Raw genomic sequence first — 17,691 nt, 5'->3', positions numbered from 1 at the left:
GACTGCCTTTCGGTAAATAGCCAATCAACAACAACGACTATTCTGGAGATAACGTCATGACAACGATTTGGCGCAGCACGCTTACTCTGGTCGGCGCGACCACTCTGACTTTTGGCATGGCACATGCTCAAGGCCCTGAACTTTCTGATCCGCCCGCGATTGAAGGCGACGTAGTGGCTGATCATGGAAGTCACACCCTGCGTATGGGCATCGGTCTGTCCGAAACATCGCCGCAGTTTCTTTCTAGCCAGTACTTCGGTGAAATTCTTGAGCAGCGTACCGATGGTCGTATTACGGTCAATGTTTTCCCCAACAGCCAACTGGGCGACGATGTCCAAATGATGGAAATGCTGCAAACCGGCACCTTGGATATGACCTATCCTTCCAGTTCGGCAACGACTGGGTATGTGGAGGCACTGTCAGCATTTGATTTGCCGTTCCTACTGCCGAGCCGAGAAGCCGCCGTGGCTGTTATGCAGAGTGACGTAGCTCAGGGAATGCTGGATGCGTTTGAGGGCACAGGCTTAAAAGCGCTGACGTTCTCTGAAAATGGCTACCGCCAGCTGTCTAACAGTGCACGCCCCGTCGAATCACCGGAAGATGTGGCTGGCCTGGACGTTCGCGGCCTGAGCGTACGCACCATGCAAAACCCGGTTCACCTGGCAATTTGGGAAGCATTAGGTGCCAACCCAACCCCCATGGCCTTCGGCGAGCTATTTTCGGCGCTTGAGCAAGGCGTTGTGGACGGCCAGGAAAACCCCTGGAGCACTATCCTTACCTCTAACTTCAATGAAGTGCAGGATTACGGCACCGAAACGCGTCACGTTTATACGCCATTTATCATGATGCTTTCCGAGCGTACCTGGAACCGCATGGCACCCGAGTATCAAGCGCTGGTGCAGGAAGCCGCCCGACAGTCGGCTGAGTACGAAATCCAACTTTCTGCCGAGTATGACGACTGGTCGCGTGAACAGCTAACAGCACGCGGCATGCAAATTACCCGCTTGAATGATGAGCAGTTAGCTGCTTTCCAAGACGCCGTGCAGCCTGTTTATGAACAGTGGGCGCCGCGTATCGGTGAGGAGCTGATTGCTGAAATCCAACAAATCGTGGAAGACAGCAGCCACTAATCTGCTACGTATCGCGCACCCTCGGGCAGGCCCACACGCCTGCCCGATTTGTCAGTGCCCCTCGGAGTTTTTATGACATCCTCTTCTACTCCCCCAAACGCGGTGACTTCTTCAGCAGCAACGTTGGAAGATCCGTCGGTTTACTTGAATGACCCTAATCGCAAGCTGCTTGAGATTGATACTGAGACGCGTCAAGGGCCTGCGCTGTTCCGCTGGTTAACACTCGCTATGGAGTATTTGATTGGCGCTATTTTGGTGGCGCTGATTGTCGCAGTTTCCAGCAATGTCGTTGGCCGCTCTGTGTTCAACCACTCACTGCCCTGGGTCGATGAGTTGGCGCGCATGCTATTTATTTGGTTGGTCTTTATCGGCGCCGCGGCGGCGTTTGCACGCTATGAACATATTGCTGTGGATGCGCTGGTGAGGCGTTTGCCGTTACGTGTTGCGCACATGCTCTATTGCTTGCAACACCTGATTATTAGTGGGCTGATGCTCGTGATGATATGGGGCGGTTATCAAGTGCTCAGCCGCTCAAGCGGACGCTCTGCCATTATGGGGGTACCGCTAAGTTTGGTCAGCCTGTCGTTGGTGTTGTGCGTCATTTTTATCGCGGCGGTATCGCTCTGGCGTATGTGGGTCAGCGTGGGGGTTATCCGTCAACCACATCGCCAATCGGCTGACTTACCAGGGGAGCGTTAATCATGTTGTGGATTTTTCTAGCCATATTATTGGCATCTATTGTGATTGGTTTGCCGATTGCGTTTGGCCTAGGGGTAGCAGCCTTAGTCATGGCGGTGCTGTCTGATATCCCGCTATCGATTATGATTGAGCAGTCAATTCGTGGCGTAAATAGCTTCCCGCTGTTGGCGATCCCCTTCTTCATTCTCGTCGGCGAAGTGATGAGCAATGGGGGTATTGCACGACGCTTGATGGAGCTTGCTGGTGCGTTAGTGGGCTTTATGCGCGGCGGACTTGGTCAGGTAGCGATTACCGGTTCGATGTTTTTTGGCGGGATTAGCGGCTCGGCAGTTGCGGATACCGCAGCGACTGGCGCAATGATGATCCCCTCGATGAAACAGCAAGGTTACACCGCCGCAAATGCCACGGCGATAAACACCGTGTCGTCGGTGATCGGCATTATTATTCCACCGTCTATACCGCTTATTTTATATGGCATTGTTACTGAGACGTCGATCAGTCGTCTGTTTATCGCAGGAATTGTGCCTGGCCTGTTAATTGGCGCCGCGTTAATGGTCACCACCTTTATTCTAGCGAGCAAGCAGGGTGGCGGCGTTCGCCAATTTCGCTGGGATCGGTTGTGGAAAGCGTTTAAGGATGCCTGGCTAGCCCTGGTATTGCCTGTGATCGTGATTGGCGGGATTATTGGCGGCGTGTTTACCGCCACAGAAGCCGCCGTTGCTGCGCTGCTCTACTCGTTGGTTATTTCCCTGCTGGTCTACCGTGAATTTAAGCTTAGTGCGTTAGGCGGTATGTTAATTCGCACCGCAAGGCTCACTGGCATGGTGATGATGTTGTTGGCTTTTGCCACCGTTATTGCTTGGTTTTTAACCATTAACATGGTGCCACAAACCTTAGTGCGCCAAGTACAGGCGATTACCCAGGAGCCGTTTTTGCTGCTGCTGATTGTGGCGGGGCTACTGCTGTTGGTGGGCTTCGTAATGGATCTAACACCAGCCATGGTGATTATGGCACCAATGCTTGCGCCGATCGTGACATCGGTAGGCGTCGATGCCGCTTATTTTGGCGTTCTCATGGCCTTTATTTTAGGTATTGGGCTATTAACACCGCCGGTTGGCACCTGCCTGTACGTTGGGTGCGGCGTCGGCAAAGTGTCTATGGAGTCTCTGGTAAAAGCCATGCTGCCTTACTACGCCGCCTTGATCGTTGTTCTGGTGGTGCTGGTTGCGTTCCCTGGCATCGTTACTTGGTTGCCTGACCTCACCGCCGTGCGCGGCAATTGATAGGAGCATCGAGTGAATAAGCCATCACATCGTATTCTTGTCATGGGCGTTTCTGGATCAGGGAAGTCGCATATCGGACAACAGTTAGCAGCAGAGCTGGGCGCAACGTTTATTGACGGTGATGACCATCATTCGCCGGCTAATGTGGCGAAAATGGCCAGCGGTACGCCACTCAATGACAACGATCGTCGTGACTGGCTGGCAACGCTTGCTGAGTTGTTCGCTGATCATAAGGCGTGCAACGCATCCGTGGTCATCGCCTGTTCCGGCCTTAAAAAACGCTATCGGGATCGTCTGCGTGAAGGTGACCCTGCGCTGCATGTTTTATATCTAGAAGGAAGCCACGCGCTTCTGCGTGAGCGGTTAGCAACCAGGGCAGGGCACTTCTTCAAAGGTGATAACATGCTGGCAAGCCAGCTCGCCGATTTAGAGCCGCCAAGCAGTGATGAAGCGGTGACCGTCTCCATTGCGCTATCGCCTGGCGAGATTGTCGAGCGCTTCACGGCAGCGCTAGCGCCCACGCTACGCGTTCATTAGGCTAAAGGGTGGGATAGGCGAGGGGGCATACTATTCGCTATGGTATGGCCCCTGCGCATTTAACAGACGTACGCACTTAACAGAACAGTCAGTGACGCCATTGAAGAAAAAACGCCCAACATTACAAGATATTGCTGATCGCGTTGACGCGACAAAGATGACCGTCAGTCGCTGCTTGCGGGATCCTGATACGGTATCGGAAGGGCTTCGCGAACGTATTTTCAGCGTTGCGGAACAGATTGGCTATATTCCCAACCGGGCACCAGACCTGCTTTCTCGGGCGACCAGTCACTCTATCGGTGTGCTAGTACCATCGCTGACCAACCAGGTATTTGCTGATGTCATTGTCGGTATCGAAGCGTACACCGAGCCTGCCGGTTATCACTTGATGCTGTCTCACTACGGTTACAGTCCTGAGCTTGAAGAGCGCAGCCTAGCCTCGCTGCTCTCATATAATGTGGACGGCATCATCTTGTCTGACCGCGATCACACGCCGCGTAGCCTGCGGATGTTGGAGACTGCCGGTATTCCCATTGTGGAAATTATGGATACTCATCGCCCGCCACTGCAACAAGCGGTGGGTTACGATAACGTACAGGCCGCTTACGATATGGTGAGCGAGATGATTCGCCGTGGCAGGCGCCAGGTGATTTATCTGGCTGTGCGTCTGGATGAGCGGACACGCCAGCGTGAGCAAGGCTATTGCCAAGCCATGGAGGGGCAAGGCCTAACGCCGATAACGCTGCAGAGTAGTCAGCGCTCTTCCTACAGCGTCGGAGCGGCGCTTATGCAGGAAATTCAACGAGATTATCCTAGTGCCGATGGTGTTTTCTGCACCAACGACGATGTTGCAGTGGGGGCTTACTTTGAGTGTTTGCGCCATGGCATCAGTGTCCCCGAACAGATGGCGATTGCTGGGTTTCATGGCCACGATGTCGGCCAAGCGATGAGTCCGCGTCTTGCTAGCGTCATTACACCTCGGCAAGCTATTGGGGAAACCGCTGCGAAAACGCTATTGTCGCGCATTCGTGGCGAAGCACCTGAGCACCAAATCATAGATTTGGGGTATCGAATTGAGGCGGGCAAGACACTTTAGCTTCTGGGTAGCTAGCGGCGAGCCAGCAAACTCGATAGGCTTTTAATTAAAGCTTGATCACTAAAAGAATCATTATAGAGAGCATAAGACCGCCGTGAACATTACCCAACTCATTGTCTATCCGGTTAAATCCTTGAAGGGAATTGACGTTACTCAAAGTGAACTCAATGGCCATGGGTTGGCCTGGGATCGCCGCTGGATGCTGGTGGATGCCCAGCAGCGTTTTGTTACTCAGCGCCAGCTACCTCAGCTTGCCACCATTGCGGTCGAACTAACCGATCAGGCATTGGTGCTATCTCATCCGAATGTAGACCCGATCGCGATTCCCCTTGCAGACCCCCAAGGTAATTTGCGTCTGGTAAAAGTGTGGAACGACCACTGCAAAGCAATGCCAGAAAGCGAGAATGTATCGCATTGGCTTGTGGCGGCATTGGGTGAGCAAGCACAAGGCATTAGCTTAGTGCGCTTTGCTAGCGAATTTACGCGTCCCGTTGAAGAAGATTTTCTGGCGGGAGGTGAAGCCCATACCTACTTTGCTGATGGCTATCCTTTCCTGATAACCACCACCGGTTCTCTGGATGCCTTGAATCAAGCGCTTTTTGCCAATGGCCAATCCCCTGTGCCGATGAACCGTTTTCGGCCGAATATAGTGGTCGAGTGTGAAAGCGCCTGGGTGGAAGACCAGTGGGCCACACTCGCCGGCCAGAGTGGCTATGAGCTGACGCTTCGCAAACCCTGCCAGCGCTGCAAAATTACCACAGTGGACCAGCAAACCGGCACCGTGCCGCAACAGGCAGAACCACTAAAAACGCTGCTTGCCTTAAACACTCAGCCTCATCTTAAAGGCGCGCATTTTGGCCAAAACGCCACGCTAACTACCGGGCAAGGTAGCACTATTCGTGTGGGGGATGAGGTGGTGCCAACGCGCCGCGCGACCTAAGCCTTAATAGTCCGGTAGCAATGGCGGTGCCTGCTAGGGTAATGACCATGCCAGCCACCACTTGAAGACTCAGCGTCTCATTAAGTAACAAGTATCCCCATAGCAGTGCGCTGACAGGGACCAAAAAGGTGACAGTTGAGGTGGCCGTGGCCCCTGCACTCGCTAATAAGCCGAAATAAAGCAGGAAGGCTAATGTGGTGCTTAGCATCGCCAGCGCCAGGGCGTTACCCCAGGCGAGCACGCTGACCGGCTCGCTAGGCCAGAGCAGCAGACCAGGTACCAGTAATATCAGGGCTGACATCGCGCTGCTACCAGCCGCCAACACGCGGCTGGGTAGATGACTCAAGCGTGTTTTCGAGTAGTTACCAGCAAGTCCGTAACAAAACGTGGCACCGAGTACTGCAACAATAAACCAGCCGTCGCCGCCTAGAGTGAAGTCTAGTCGGTCAGCAGACAGCACATACACACCCAGCAGCGCTAATGCGAGACCAATGTACTGCTGACGTTGAATGGGAGTGGCAAAAAAGGCGGCTCCTAATAGAGCGGTGAAGATTGGTGTGGTGGCATTTATCAGCGAAGTAAACCCTGCCTCTAAGCGTGTTGTTGCTAACGCCAACAATGAGAAAGGCAGCACATGATTCATCACACCCAGCAGTAGTAACGGTCCTTTGTGCTGCCAGATCAGCCGCAGATAGCGCAGGCTCAGGAGCAGCGGCACCAAGAGCAAAGCGCCAACTCCCATCCGGACTAACACTAGCGGAATAGCGCCAAATTCCGGCGCGGCTACACGCATAAAAATAAACGACAGCCCCCATAGGGAGGAGAGCAACACCAAACGCAGCGCATCAGTCGATGACATGATGTGTCCTTAGATTCATTGCGGCGACCATAAGTGAAGTGAGTCCCATAGTGCTACTCAGCTTAACGATAAAGCGTTGGAAAGCGAATAGTGTATAACCGCTAAGCAGTAGTATAGGCATGTTGATCGAGTAAATTCGGCAGCGGCGCTAGAATCAGCTACGCTGATTGGGGTTGACGGGCGCGATGAGTGTGCCCTAAAACGAGATGACGCTAACTATCAGAGGAAAGGAGAACGCAATGGATAGTAAAGCAAGTGCACGTTGGGAAGGTGGCCTCAAAGATGGTCAAGGCAATGTGGCAACGGAAAGTGGAGCATTGGATGCGAGCTATTCGTTCAAACAGCGCTTTGAAGGAGCACCCGGCACCACCCCGGAAGAGTTAATTGGTGCTGCTCATGCAAGCTGTTTCTCAATGGCGCTTTCGATGATTCTTGGCGAGAAAGGTTTTACCGCTGATGCTATTGATACCAATGCGCGTGTAACGCTTTCACAAAGTGCCGATGGTTTCGATATTTCCAGTATTCATTTGGACGTTGTGGCCAGCGTAAGCGGTGCCGATGACGCAGCCTTTCAAGAAGCCGCCGAAACGGCTAAAGCAAACTGCCCTGTTTCCAAAGTACTAAATGCGGACATAACCATGGAAGCAACTTTAAAGGGGTGATTCGAACGCCAGATAACGCCGAAAAGCGCTGCACATACATGCAGCGCTTTTTTGTGGCATTTTTCTGGGTGCGTAAGAGCCGATTTAAGTATTTATAAAAGGCGTTTATGAAAGATAGATGCTATGCACTGTCTAGCAATGCTAATGAAGCACGCATAGTTAAGATCAAATTAAATGGACATCAGCGTCAAACCAGGACGTGTTAGATTTATTAATAAACGTTAAAATTGCTCTCAATGAAACGCCTCGCTCACGCTGGGCGTTGAGTCTACTGCGACAGTCTGTCGAATTGACCCGCTCAGATCGCTTGTTCATATTCGTACGCAAATTTCCCCCACAGCAGCCTGTTCAACAGCAGGTAGCGCCTTGGGGCTATATAATAAAGGAGACCCCATGACAGTTGCCGCACGGTATCAAACGCTTCGACAGGTCAAAAAATTGTGGGCTAGCAGTGTCGCTCTGGGAGCTTGGTTGTTTGCATCCAGTGCTGTTGCCAGTGAGAGTGAATTACCCAAAGGCCACTTTTTACTTCCTGATGAGGGGAATATGGTGGGCGAGGTTTATACCGTCACGGCGAAAAAAGAGGATACCCTGCTCGACATCGCTCGCGAGCATAATGTGGGTTACGAAGAGATTCGCATGGCCAACCCGGATACCAGTATTTGGATACCAGGCGAAGGTACTGAGGTGACAATACCTGGCCAATATATTCTGCCAGACGAGCCGCGTACGGGTATTGTGATTAATGTTGCTGAGCTTAGGCTTTACTATTACCCAGAGGTAGAAGAGGGCAAGGCACCGCGGGTCGAAACGTATCCTATTGGAATTGGTCGCGATGCGTTCAATACGCCGCTGGGCATTACTAAGACCACTATGCGCCTTGAGAACCCTGCGTGGTATCCACCTGAATCTATTCGCCGAGAAGCTGCTGAGCGCGGTGATCCTGCGCCCGCAGTTGTTCCACCAGGTGAAGATAACCCGTTAGGGCAATACGCTATTTTGCTGGATATCCCTGGCTACTTAATTCATGGCACTAATCAGCCCGACGGTGTTGGCATGCGCGCTAGCCGGGGCTGTATTCGGATGCACCCAGAAGATATTGAATCGGTATTTTGGCGTATTCCAGTCGGCACGCAGGTAAACATTATCGACAGCCCCGTCAAAGTGGGTTGGGGGAGTAACGAAAATGCCTATGTTCAAGCTTTTACGCCCACGGATGAACAGAGTTTTGGGATGGAAGCGCTGTTAGAAGTGGTTAGCCTAATTGAGGCACAAGAAGGTGATGAGCACGGCATTGATTACGAACAGGTGCGTAATGTGCTGGAAAAAGCCAATGGTCAGGTTGTGCCACTTAGCTAAGCCGTTTTAGCTAGGCCGTTCGCTATCAATAGGGGAGGCGCTGAGCGAGGAAACGAGCTCCAGCGCCACCGCTTGCCGCACCAGTTCTGCCAAATTTGCAGCGTGCATGGCCTTCATGGCTCTTAACCGATAGACCTCGACGGTTTTTCCGCTAATCTCCATGTGCTCGGCAATTTCACGACTGGTCATTCCTTCTGCTACATGAATCACAATGCGCTGCTCTTTCGGGCGTAGCGATTGGTAACGTGTTCGCAGCATTGCCAATTGCTGCTGAGCGCGCTGCTGTTGATGAGCGCTGCCCAACGCCTGTTGCACGCTGTCAATCAGCTGCTGGTGGTTAAACGGCTTTTCAATAAAATCAAATGCGCCGTTCTTCAGTGCAGCCACTGCCATAGGGACATCGCCATGCCCCGTCATCATAATGACCGGTAGGGTAGCGCCTTGATCAACCAACTGCTGCTGCACTTGTAGCCCACTCATGCCTGGCATGCGCACATCAAGCAGCAGCGCGCCCAGCTTATCGTGCTGGCTCGCTAAGAATTGTTCGCCGTCATGAAACGCTTGGGCGGTTAAGCCGACGGATTCAAGCAGCCAAACCAGCGATTCACGCAATGCTTGATCATCATCAACCACTGCAATGGTGGCGGTAGGCTGTGGTTCAACACTGCTGGTCATTACTGGCCCCTGTTGATGCACTGATTGCGCAATCAGACTGTTTCTGTGCGAAGTATTATGTCAAAGCATGCGCCTTTCGCGCTTTGCTGGGGGCGCAGAGTCAGCGCTCCACCCATGCTTTCGATTAGCGAACGGCTAATTGCCAACCCCATTCCCAACCCTTCATCGCGGGTGGTGAAAAAGGCATCAAAAATGGTGTCCTGATGATCTGGCGCTACACCCAGACCTTGGTCTTCAACGCTAAGGGTCAGCTGCCGGTTGCCGCTTTTTTGCGCTGAAACGATGACCTGATCGGCACCAGGAACATCACGGCTAGCGGTTAGCGCATTGAGCAATAGGTTAACGATTACTTGCTCAAGGGCAATAGGGTCCGCATAAATACGTGGCAGCCCGTGGGGCAATTGCTGGGTAAGCTGAACAGAGGCCTGCTTATACTGCCAGTCGCACAGTTGAAAGGCGGCGGCAATGACGTGCTCAAGTACCAGGGGCTTGGCACAGTGGCTGCGCTTACGCACAAAGCTGCGCATATGGCGGAGTCGTTGGGCGAGACGCTGTACTTGCTCATCAATGCGAGCCAGTGGCAGCTGTAGCTCGCTGGCGGGCAAGTTGGGCGTATGCGTTGTTTTCAAAAGGGCGCCACTGGCGTAATTGGCGATGGCACCAAGGGGTTGATTGAGTTCATGGGCAATATTAGACGCAAGCTCTCCGGCGGCGGCTAACCGATTGGCATGGGCAATTTGTTCTTGGTGCCGACGAGCCTGGGCTTCGGCGGCTTTACGCACGCTAATATCGCGATTAATTAAGGCAAAGTGCCCAGGTTCCGCCCCGCGGCTGCGGTGGGTAAGCACGACGCTGAGCACAGGAACCGAGCCGTTTGTGCTGAGCATTTCCAGCTCGCCGCTCCACGAGCCATAGCGTTCTACCGCCGGAAAGACGACCTGTTCCAGCAGCGCCAACGAGTCAGTGTGGTAAAGCGCTGACAGAGCAACTTGCATGGCATCGCGCGGGAGTGAAAAACAGCGCCGAGCTGCTTCATTGGCGCTGAAGATATGGTGGTTAGGCCCTAAAAAAAGTACGTAGTCAGTGGTAGATTCGACCACCTGCGCTAAACGCTCTCTTGTGGCTTCGGCATGGACTCGGCGGCTCACATCCCGAGAGACGCATAAAATATCAATTAGCTCGCCTGTGGCAGCATCTCGGCGGGTTCGGCTGGTGGTTTCAAACCAGATGTAGTGACCTGCCTTAGCCCGAAAGCGATAGGTTTGCTGATAAAAACCGTCGTGATAGTAGACTCTGGGGGATTTGTTCAGCAGATCACTTAGATCGGCAGGATGAAACAGCTGATAGGCCGATACGCCAATCAGCTCTTCGGGTTCATAGCCGAGTAAATCTCGCGCCGCTTGAGAGGCATATAAAAAAGTACCGTCGCGGGCATGGCGAGATATCAAGTCAGTGGTACTTTCAGCCAGCCACTGATAGTGACGCTTCTCTTCTTCCAGCGCTGCATTTTGTGCTTCTAGGGCTTTGATTCTGGCGCTTAATGTGGCTTCGTTACTGGTGTCCATAGTGTTTCAGCGGGCCGGGTCGAGCACGCCACCCAGCGAGGCGTTGCGCCTAAACCAGCCAGCGATGCTGGCGCGCGGGTGCTGGGTTGGCAACACCTCGTGGGGTATGGTTTCGGATAAAAAACAGGCGAACGTACCTGCTTCAGGCACTACGCGGGCAACCTCCTGAGAAGGGGTGTCGGGGTGATAAATGACCATCTCTCCGCCGCCATCCAAGGGCCAGTCAGGATTTAAGTAACCAACGGTTGAAATAACCCGGTTAGCTCGTCCTCGAAAACTGTCTAAGTGGCGTTGATAAAATGCACCTGGCGGGTAGTGGGCAAAGTGAGCTTCATACTCAAACAATCCTAGGAAAAGCGCTTGATTGAGCGACAGTTGGAGTTCTGCCATGGCGTCAAGGTAGCGACGCTGGGCTGCGCTTTCTCTATCCAACCAATGAATGGCATCGCCGCGAATATCTTTGCGAAGGTGATGTTCCTTGCCGCGGCCAATGCCGGCCTCATCAAGCACATCGTGTTCGGCCATATGGTTCAGCTCTCGGTGCAGCGCTTGGCAAAGATCAAGGTCTATCACGTTGTTACCCACGTACCAGCCTTGCTCAACGAGCGCATCAACCAGGGCAAGATGGGCAATAGGGTTGATCGCTGGAGGGCTACTGCTATTGGGTAAAGAGTTTGGCGCTGCAGAGGCAATCATTTCATGGTTCTCTTCGTCGGCATGCTAGCTGCTTTTGGTAGGCGACTGCTTCTCTCTGGGTAGTGCCGTAACGCCCCTGGTGGGCGCTGGTAAAGGTCAATTGACATGCCAAACCCTTCTGCCAGTAGTTCTACCAGCATCATGGCAGAAAGCCCCCAGATCACGTGGCCGTCGACATGGTAGCTAGGTACGTAGTGAGCAACGCCATCTACCGTTATTACATCGGTGTGGGTGCGCTTGTCGTCTAGAAAGTGACGGAGTGGCACTTCAAAAATGGTGTCTAGTTCTGAGGGATCTGCTACCAACGGCAAATCTGGCGGAATAATGCCGACCCATGGCGTGACGCGGATGCCATGTAGCGAAATAACGTCTGATAACCTTCCCAAGGGTTGTACTAAGGAGGGCGCTAGCGCAATCTCTTCTTGTGCCTCGCGAAGAGCCGTAGCATAGAGGTCAGTATCAGAGGCTTCGCGTTTGCCACCGGGAAAGGCGACCTGGCCACTGTGAGTGCTGAGGTGGCTCGCTCGCCGTGTAAACAGCAGCGTGGGCGATGGACGCTCAACAATAGGCATTAGTACGGCAGCCTCAGGCATGGCAACGTGGTCTAGCCGTTGGGGGGAGTGCTGTTGCAGTTGTTTGCGCAGTTTCTCTAACATAGGGTTTCCATTTACTTTGTTCTCTTTTACCCAGCAGCGGTTATTGACGTCAAGTACGTTAAAGCCTTGCCCCATCAGCCGTAGAGAAAACGCGATGAATTTTTGTAGTCAGTGTGGTGAAAAAGTCCGTTTTGCTGTTCCTGAAGGCGATGACCGTTCGCGCTATTTATGCGATGCCTGCGGCACTATTCATTACCAGAATCCGCGTATTGTGGCGGGTACGCTGCCGGTGATTGACGATAAAATATTGCTGTGTAAACGGGCGATTTCTCCGCGCAAAGGGTATTGGACGCTACCCGCGGGCTATATGGAAAACGCCGAAACCACTCAGCAGGCTGCCGCACGCGAGACCTGGGAGGAGGCCGTTGCAGAGGTCAAGCTGGAGGGGTTATATACGCTCATTGATCTGCCTCATATCAATCAAGTGTATATGATTTTTCGTGCAGAGCTTCTCGGTGGTTTTAGCGCAGGCCCTGAAAGCTTGGAAGTAGCGCTGTTCGAAGAGCATGAAATTCCTTGGGACGAGCTTGCTTTTCCAACGATTGAGCGCACGTTACAGCACTTTTATGAAGACCGTAAAAATGCCCACTACCCGCTGCACATCAGCTCAATTACCCCTGAAGACAGAGAGCGATATTTTGGCAGCGCCTAAGTTTTATTGCTGTTTAGGCGTTGCTCGCCACGTGGTCTTCTAACGCCTTGTATTGCTGAATTACAGGTCGGCCAATTGCCAAACATCATAGGCCACCTCTTCATAGGGGTGGGCTAACTTCAATGCCGCAATCGCTGCCCGTATATACTCATCGCGGCAAACAAGCTCCACCTTCACTTCTTCGACAGTTTCAAGTGATCCTACGTGTCCAATATGGGGGTGCGCACCCTCTAGCGGGCGGAACTGGCCGGTACCGCGGGTTTGAAAACAGCAGGCTTCATAATCACCAAGTCGGCCAGCGCCTGTCTCAAAGACCGCTTCTTTAACACTCTCGGCATCTTCAACGGGAACAAAAAAAGCAAGCTTGTACATAGTCAACTTTATCCTTATTAATAAACGATGGCGCAAGAGCCCTAGTGAAGGCGTTGTGCGACAATATTTCAAATTATAGGGCAGTGAGTGTGTCAATGGATAAGTTTGAGGTGAAGCTTGATCAGGCGGCCAGAGCCGCTTGGATGTCTTATGTCGGTGGTATGACTCAGGATGAAATTGCCAACCAGTTAGGGGTTTCTCGACCCGGTGTCCAGCGCCTGTTAGCGCTCGCAAGGCAAGGAGGGTTGGTAAAGGTCCATATTGACCATCCTATTTCTACCTGTATGACATTAGGCAGCGTGCTTCGCGATCATTTTGGCTTGGCATATTGCGATGTTGTGCCCGCCGATAGCCAGGCACCTGAAAATGCTGCGTATTATTTAGCTGTTGCAGGTGCTGAGCGGATGGCTCGTTTGGTAGAGCGCAGCGATCCATTAACGCTGTCTTTGGGGACTGGGCGCTCGGTTAGGGCTGCGGTAGAGGCTCTTAGCCGTATTGAGCGGCCCCAACATCGCTTTGTTTCTTTGGTGGGTAATGTTGCCAGGGATGGTTCGGCTAACCGCTACGACGCGGTCATGCTGCTGGCGGATAAAACGGGCGGCGAGCGCTTTTTACTACCTGCACCCGTGGTAGCGGAGTCGTTAGTCGAGAAAGAGGCCATGCTGACACAGCGCCTGTTTAAAGCGATTGCCGATGTGGCGAGAGAATCTGAAGCTGCCTTTATTGGGGTCGGCAGAATCGATCGGCAAGCCACGCTGTTTCAAGACCACTTCATCAGCGAAAGTGAGTTAGATGAGCTATTGAGCCTTAAAGCGGTAGGTGAGTTGCTGGGCTGGCCGCTTAACGATCAGGGCGAGGTGATTGATTGCTCAATAACACGGCGAGTGACCAGCTTGCCTCTAGAGCGTTTCGGTAAGCATCTTATGGTGGCAATAGCGGGTGGGCACGATAAAGCGCCCGCCATACGGGCAGCATTGCGAGGAGGCTGGTTAAAAGGATTGATAACGGATGAAATTGCGGCGAGACAAATCGTTAACACTATTGCTCAATGAATTATAGCGCAGTGCAACATGCAAATAGCTGAATGAATTAGCATAAAGTCTAAAAGAGTAGGCTTTGCTTTTTTTTGGCTTTCGTACGATCATTTGATCGATAGTTGATCAATTTGATCAAGTTGGCTGTGGTGCCAATAGCTACATTGCCAATAACCACAGTCCTTAATAACCACAGTCCTTAATAACAACAGCCCTAATAACGACAGTTCCAGTAATCGCTGTGCCGATAAAAACAATGCCAATATTTGCCAAGAGGAAAGCTGTATGCGTCTTGCACGTCTTTTTCCCGTCACAACCCTAGCGGCCGCTATTGCGGTAGCTGGCCAAGCCCACGCTCAAACAGAAATCACCGTTGCCACGGTAAACAATAACGACATGGTCATCATGCAGAGCCTGACCGATGCCTTTGAGCAAGCGCACCCGGATATCACTCTGGACTGGGTCGTGCTTGAGGAGAATGTGCTGCGTCAGCGTATGACCACGGATATTGCCACCGGTGGCGGGCAGTTCGATGTGATGACTATCGGTACTTATGAAGTGCCCATCTGGGCAGATCGTGGCTGGCTTGAGCCGCTGGAAAACTTGCCCGATGACTACAATGAAGATGATTTACTGGCATCGGTACGCGATGGCCTAAGCCTAGATGGCACGCTGCACGCTCTGCCGTTCTATGCGGAAAGCTCCATGATGTACTACCGCACCGATCTGTTTGAGCAGGCTGGCATCGAGATGCCAGCGCAGCCAACCTGGGAGCAGGTGCGCGACTGGGCCGAGCGGTTACACGGTAGCGAAGAGAACCTGGCAGGTATTTGCTTGCGCGGTAAGCCGGGGTGGGGCGAGAACATGGCCTTTGTCTCGACGCTGGTGAACACCTTTGGCGGCCGCTGGTTTGATGAGCAGTGGAACCCGGAGCTTAACTCTGAGGCCTGGAACAATGCGCTTGCGTTCTATGTTGACCTGCTAAGCAACTACGGTCCGCCCGGTGCCAGCTCCAACGGCTTTAACGAAAACCTAGCGCTTTTTTCTCGTGGGAACTGCGCCATGTGGGTTGATGCCACCTCGGCAGCAGGCAAACTCTATGATGAAAACGAGTCTGACGTAGCAGGTACGCTAGGTTTTGCGCCAGCCCCCATCGCCAAAACCCCTAAAGGCTCTCATTGGCTGTGGTCCTGGGCGCTGGCGATTCCCGCTTCCTCAGAGCACAAAGAAGCAGCACAGCAATTCATTACCTGGGCGACTTCACAGGAGTACGTCGAGCTTGTTGGCGAAACGAACGGCTGGACCAGCGTACCGCCGGGGACTCGTGAATCCACCTACGCCAACGAGCAGTACGTTGATGCCGCGCCCTTTGCTGATTTTGTGCTTAACGCCATACAAGAAGCTGATCCTACCGACTCCAGCCTAGAGCCAACCCCCTATGTCGGCGTTCAGTTTGTAGGTATTCCTGAGTTCCAGTCGATTGGTACGCAAGTGGGCCAAACGATTGCCGCCGCCCTGACCGGTGACACCTCAGTAGCTCAGGCGCTTGATAGCGCTCAGCGAGCCACCGAGCGCACCATGCAGCGGGCAGGCTACATCGAACGTTAATGCACTCTTACGTCTGCCCGGTTATGTGGGCAGGCGTATTTCAGTGGTTCTAGCAGGTCTGTTTTCTTGTAGGTGTTTCCATGAATAGAACACGTGCTTCTGGCCGAACGGTCGGTGGGCTAAGAACGCTTTCGCTTCAAGCGCCCGCGGTATTGCTGCTGCTGCTCTGGATGATCGTGCCCCTGGGCATGACGATCTGGTTCTCTTTTCAGCGCTATAACTTACTCATGCCAGGGATGACCGGCTTCGCCGGGCTGGAAAACTATGAATACTTGCTGACTGACCCTGCGTTATGGTCGGCGATGGGCACCACCCTATTACTGGTAGGTTCGGTACTGGTGGTTACCGTGGTGGGCGGCACGCTGCTCGCGGTGCTGTTTCAGCAGGAGTTTGCTGGGCGTGGCATTGCCCGCGTGCTGGCGATTTCTCCCTTCTTTGTCATGCCAACGGTGAGCGCGCTGGTATGGAAAAACATGATGATGCACCCCTCTAATGGGGTGCTAGCGTGGCTGGCGCAGTCGCTAGGGCTGCCTGCACTGGACTGGTTCTCATCGCTACCGCTGACCTCCATCATCATTATTGTGTCGTGGCAGTGGCTGCCGTTTGCACTATTGATCCTGCTCACCGCCATGCAGTCGCTGGATGAAGACCAGGTGGAAGCAGCGCGCATGGATGGTGCTGGGCCACTGGCGATTTTCTTCTTCATTACGCTGCCGCACCTAAAGCGTGCCATCAGCGTGGTGATCATGATTGAAATGATCTTCTTGCTGACGATTTTTGCTGAGATTTTTGTCACCACCTCCGGCGGGCCGGGACTCGCGACCACTAACTTAGCCTATTTGATCTATATCCAAGCGCTACTGGATTTCGATGTGGGCTTGGCCTCAGCGGGTGGGGTGATCGCCATCATTCTCGCCAATATCGTCGCGATTTTCCTTGTCCGTATGGTCGCTAAGAACTTAGAAGACTAACCCCGGTGACAGGGCGTCTTGGGAGCATTTCAATGACACTTCATCGTAATAGCGTCGCGCCAGCTAACGCTCGCTCGTTGCCCATCAGGCAACTGGTCTTAACTCTAGTGGGCTGGTCGATTGCCCTGATTATCTTTTTTCCCATCCTGTGGATGGTGCTGACCGGATTTAAAACCGAAACGGCAGCGATTGCAGATCCAAGCTTTATCTTTTCCCCCACGCTTGAGAGCTATCAAGCCGTTCAGGCACGCTCGGGCTATGCGCGTTTTGCGCTAAACAGCGTCGTCGTGGCGTTTGGCTCGACTTTTTTAGCACTGCTGATTGCCATTCCATCGGCGTATGCCATGGCCTTTTTGCCGACTAAGCGCACCAAGGGCACGCTGCTCTGGATGCTGTCTACCAAAATGCTGCCACCTGTCGGTGTCTTGGTACCTATCTATTTGATTTTCCGAGATGTGGGGTTGTTGGATACCCGGACCGGGCTAATCATTATTTACACCCTGATGAATCTGCCCATCGTGGTATGGATGCTCTACACCTTCTTCAAGGATATGCCCAAAGACATTCTGGAAGCCGGCAGGATGGACGGCGCGTCCACTCTGCAGGAGGTGTTTTTCCTGCTGCTGCCGCTAACGTTGCCGGGCATCGCCTCTACCGGGCTGCTTTCAGTGATTTTGAGCTGGAACGAAGCGTTCTGGAGTCTCAACTTGACCTCGTCGAAAGCGGCGCCGCTGACCGCTTATATTGCCTCGTTCTCAAGCCCTGAAGGGCTATTCTGGGCCAAGCTTTCAGCGGCTTCCACCATGGCAATCGCCCCCATCCTGATCCTCGGCTGGATGACCCAAAAACAAATGGTGCGCGGCCTGACCTTTGGCGCCGTCAAGTAAAGGAGTTCCC

At 53.1% G+C, this 17,691-nt stretch carries 19 protein-coding genes; 13 read left to right on the top strand and 6 right to left on the bottom strand.

The window, feature by feature from the left end; all coding sequences use genetic code 11:
• Window positions 1–56 precede the first annotated feature (56 nt).
• The 6 genes from HVE01_RS04525 (at window position 57) to HVE01_RS04500 (ending at window position 5,685) form a co-directional block, all read left to right on the top strand.
• Window positions 57–1,130, top strand: coding sequence for a TRAP transporter substrate-binding protein (locus HVE01_RS04525; RefSeq protein ID WP_146942660.1), 1,074 nt, complete (start codon window positions 57–59; stop codon window positions 1,128–1,130).
• A 72-nt stretch (window positions 1,131–1,202) separates the two neighbouring features.
• Window positions 1,203–1,829, top strand: a complete 627-nt coding sequence (locus HVE01_RS04520; protein ID WP_146942658.1) for a TRAP transporter small permease — start codon at window positions 1,203–1,205, stop codon at window positions 1,827–1,829.
• A gap of 2 nt (window positions 1,830–1,831) precedes the next feature.
• The gene (locus HVE01_RS04515; RefSeq protein WP_146942657.1) at window positions 1,832–3,112 is read left to right on the top strand and encodes a TRAP transporter large permease; all 1,281 of its coding nucleotides are present in this window, start codon (window positions 1,832–1,834) and stop codon (window positions 3,110–3,112) included.
• 12 nt (window positions 3,113–3,124) lie between these two features.
• On the top strand, window positions 3,125–3,649 hold the full coding sequence (locus HVE01_RS04510; RefSeq protein WP_146942655.1) for a gluconokinase: 525 nt from the start codon (window positions 3,125–3,127) through the stop codon (window positions 3,647–3,649).
• 100 nt (window positions 3,650–3,749) lie between these two features.
• Window positions 3,750–4,745 carry a gluconate operon transcriptional repressor GntR gene (gene gntR / locus HVE01_RS04505; RefSeq protein ID WP_146942862.1) on the top strand — a complete coding sequence of 332 codons (996 nt, stop codon included), beginning with the start codon at window positions 3,750–3,752 and terminating at the stop codon, window positions 4,743–4,745.
• 94 nt (window positions 4,746–4,839) lie between these two features.
• Window positions 4,840–5,685, top strand: a complete 846-nt coding sequence (locus tag HVE01_RS04500) for an MOSC domain-containing protein (RefSeq protein WP_146942653.1) — start codon at window positions 4,840–4,842, stop codon at window positions 5,683–5,685.
• Here HVE01_RS04500 and HVE01_RS04495 read toward each other — a convergent pair.
• Window positions 5,639–6,544 (bottom strand): DMT family transporter, encoded by a 906-nt coding sequence (locus tag HVE01_RS04495; protein WP_125746304.1) that lies wholly within the window; start codon window positions 6,542–6,544, stop codon window positions 5,639–5,641. The two genes, HVE01_RS04500 and HVE01_RS04495, sit on opposite strands and share 47 nt — an antisense overlap.
• Window positions 6,545–6,783: 239 nt before the next feature.
• On the opposite strand from HVE01_RS04495, the gene HVE01_RS04490 reads away from it, so the two are divergent.
• Window positions 6,784–7,206, top strand: a complete 423-nt coding sequence (locus HVE01_RS04490; protein ID WP_125746306.1) for an OsmC family protein — start codon at window positions 6,784–6,786, stop codon at window positions 7,204–7,206.
• Between the two features lie 393 nt (window positions 7,207–7,599).
• Window positions 7,600–8,565 (top strand): L,D-transpeptidase family protein, encoded by a 966-nt coding sequence (locus HVE01_RS04485; RefSeq protein WP_146942651.1) that lies wholly within the window; start codon window positions 7,600–7,602, stop codon window positions 8,563–8,565.
• 6 nt (window positions 8,566–8,571) lie between these two features.
• Here HVE01_RS04485 and HVE01_RS04480 read toward each other — a convergent pair whose 3' ends face one another.
• From HVE01_RS04480 to HVE01_RS04465, 4 genes are read right to left on the bottom strand one after another with little or no spacing between them, the layout of a single operon-like run.
• A complete protein-coding gene (locus HVE01_RS04480) occupies window positions 8,572–9,240 on the bottom strand; it encodes a response regulator transcription factor (protein ID WP_146942649.1) in 669 nt (222 codons plus the stop codon).
• 32 nt (window positions 9,241–9,272) lie between these two features.
• Entirely contained in the window at window positions 9,273–10,805 is a 1,533-nt protein-coding gene (locus HVE01_RS04475) for a PAS domain-containing sensor histidine kinase (RefSeq protein WP_146942647.1), read from the bottom strand.
• Window positions 10,806–10,811: 6 nt separating this feature from the next.
• Complete coding sequence (locus HVE01_RS04470) at window positions 10,812–11,501, bottom strand: 2OG-Fe(II) oxygenase (RefSeq protein ID WP_125746312.1); 690 nt, start codon at window positions 11,499–11,501, stop codon at window positions 10,812–10,814.
• Window positions 11,498–12,157 carry a CoA pyrophosphatase gene (locus HVE01_RS04465; protein WP_171880173.1) on the bottom strand — a complete coding sequence of 220 codons (660 nt, stop codon included), beginning with the start codon at window positions 12,155–12,157 and terminating at the stop codon, window positions 11,498–11,500. Before HVE01_RS04465 ends, HVE01_RS04470 begins: the two co-directional genes overlap by 4 nt.
• Before the next feature lie 94 nt (window positions 12,158–12,251).
• Between HVE01_RS04465 and HVE01_RS04460 the strand changes: the two genes are divergently transcribed.
• A complete protein-coding gene (locus HVE01_RS04460) occupies window positions 12,252–12,809 on the top strand; it encodes an NUDIX hydrolase (protein ID WP_089038795.1) in 558 nt (185 codons plus the stop codon).
• Between the two features lie 60 nt (window positions 12,810–12,869).
• Here the strand turns inward: HVE01_RS04460 and HVE01_RS04455 are convergent, their stop codons facing one another.
• Window positions 12,870–13,181 carry a YqfO family protein gene (locus HVE01_RS04455; protein WP_089038794.1) on the bottom strand — a complete coding sequence of 104 codons (312 nt, stop codon included), beginning with the start codon at window positions 13,179–13,181 and terminating at the stop codon, window positions 12,870–12,872.
• A gap of 95 nt (window positions 13,182–13,276) precedes the next feature.
• Between HVE01_RS04455 and HVE01_RS04450 the strand changes: the two genes are divergently transcribed.
• The 4 genes from HVE01_RS04450 (at window position 13,277) to HVE01_RS04435 (ending at window position 17,681) form a co-directional block, all read left to right on the top strand.
• Window positions 13,277–14,233: a sugar-binding transcriptional regulator gene (locus HVE01_RS04450; protein ID WP_146942645.1), complete on the top strand. Its 957-nt coding sequence runs from the start codon at window positions 13,277–13,279 to the stop codon at window positions 14,231–14,233.
• A 267-nt stretch (window positions 14,234–14,500) separates the two neighbouring features.
• A complete protein-coding gene (locus tag HVE01_RS04445) occupies window positions 14,501–15,823 on the top strand; it encodes an ABC transporter substrate-binding protein (protein ID WP_146942643.1) in 1,323 nt (440 codons plus the stop codon).
• Between the two features lie 80 nt (window positions 15,824–15,903).
• Window positions 15,904–16,794 (top strand): carbohydrate ABC transporter permease, encoded by an 891-nt coding sequence (locus HVE01_RS04440; RefSeq protein ID WP_146942641.1) that lies wholly within the window; start codon window positions 15,904–15,906, stop codon window positions 16,792–16,794.
• Window positions 16,795–16,826: 32 nt separating this feature from the next.
• A complete protein-coding gene (locus tag HVE01_RS04435; protein ID WP_089038790.1) occupies window positions 16,827–17,681 on the top strand; it encodes a carbohydrate ABC transporter permease in 855 nt (284 codons plus the stop codon).
• The last annotated feature ends 10 nt before the right edge of the window (window positions 17,682–17,691 follow it).

Source organism: Vreelandella venusta (genome assembly GCF_007989605.1).
GTDB classification, from domain to species: domain Bacteria; phylum Pseudomonadota; class Gammaproteobacteria; order Pseudomonadales; family Halomonadaceae; genus Vreelandella; species Vreelandella venusta.
This window is presented reverse-complemented; position numbering and strand designations above follow the sequence as displayed.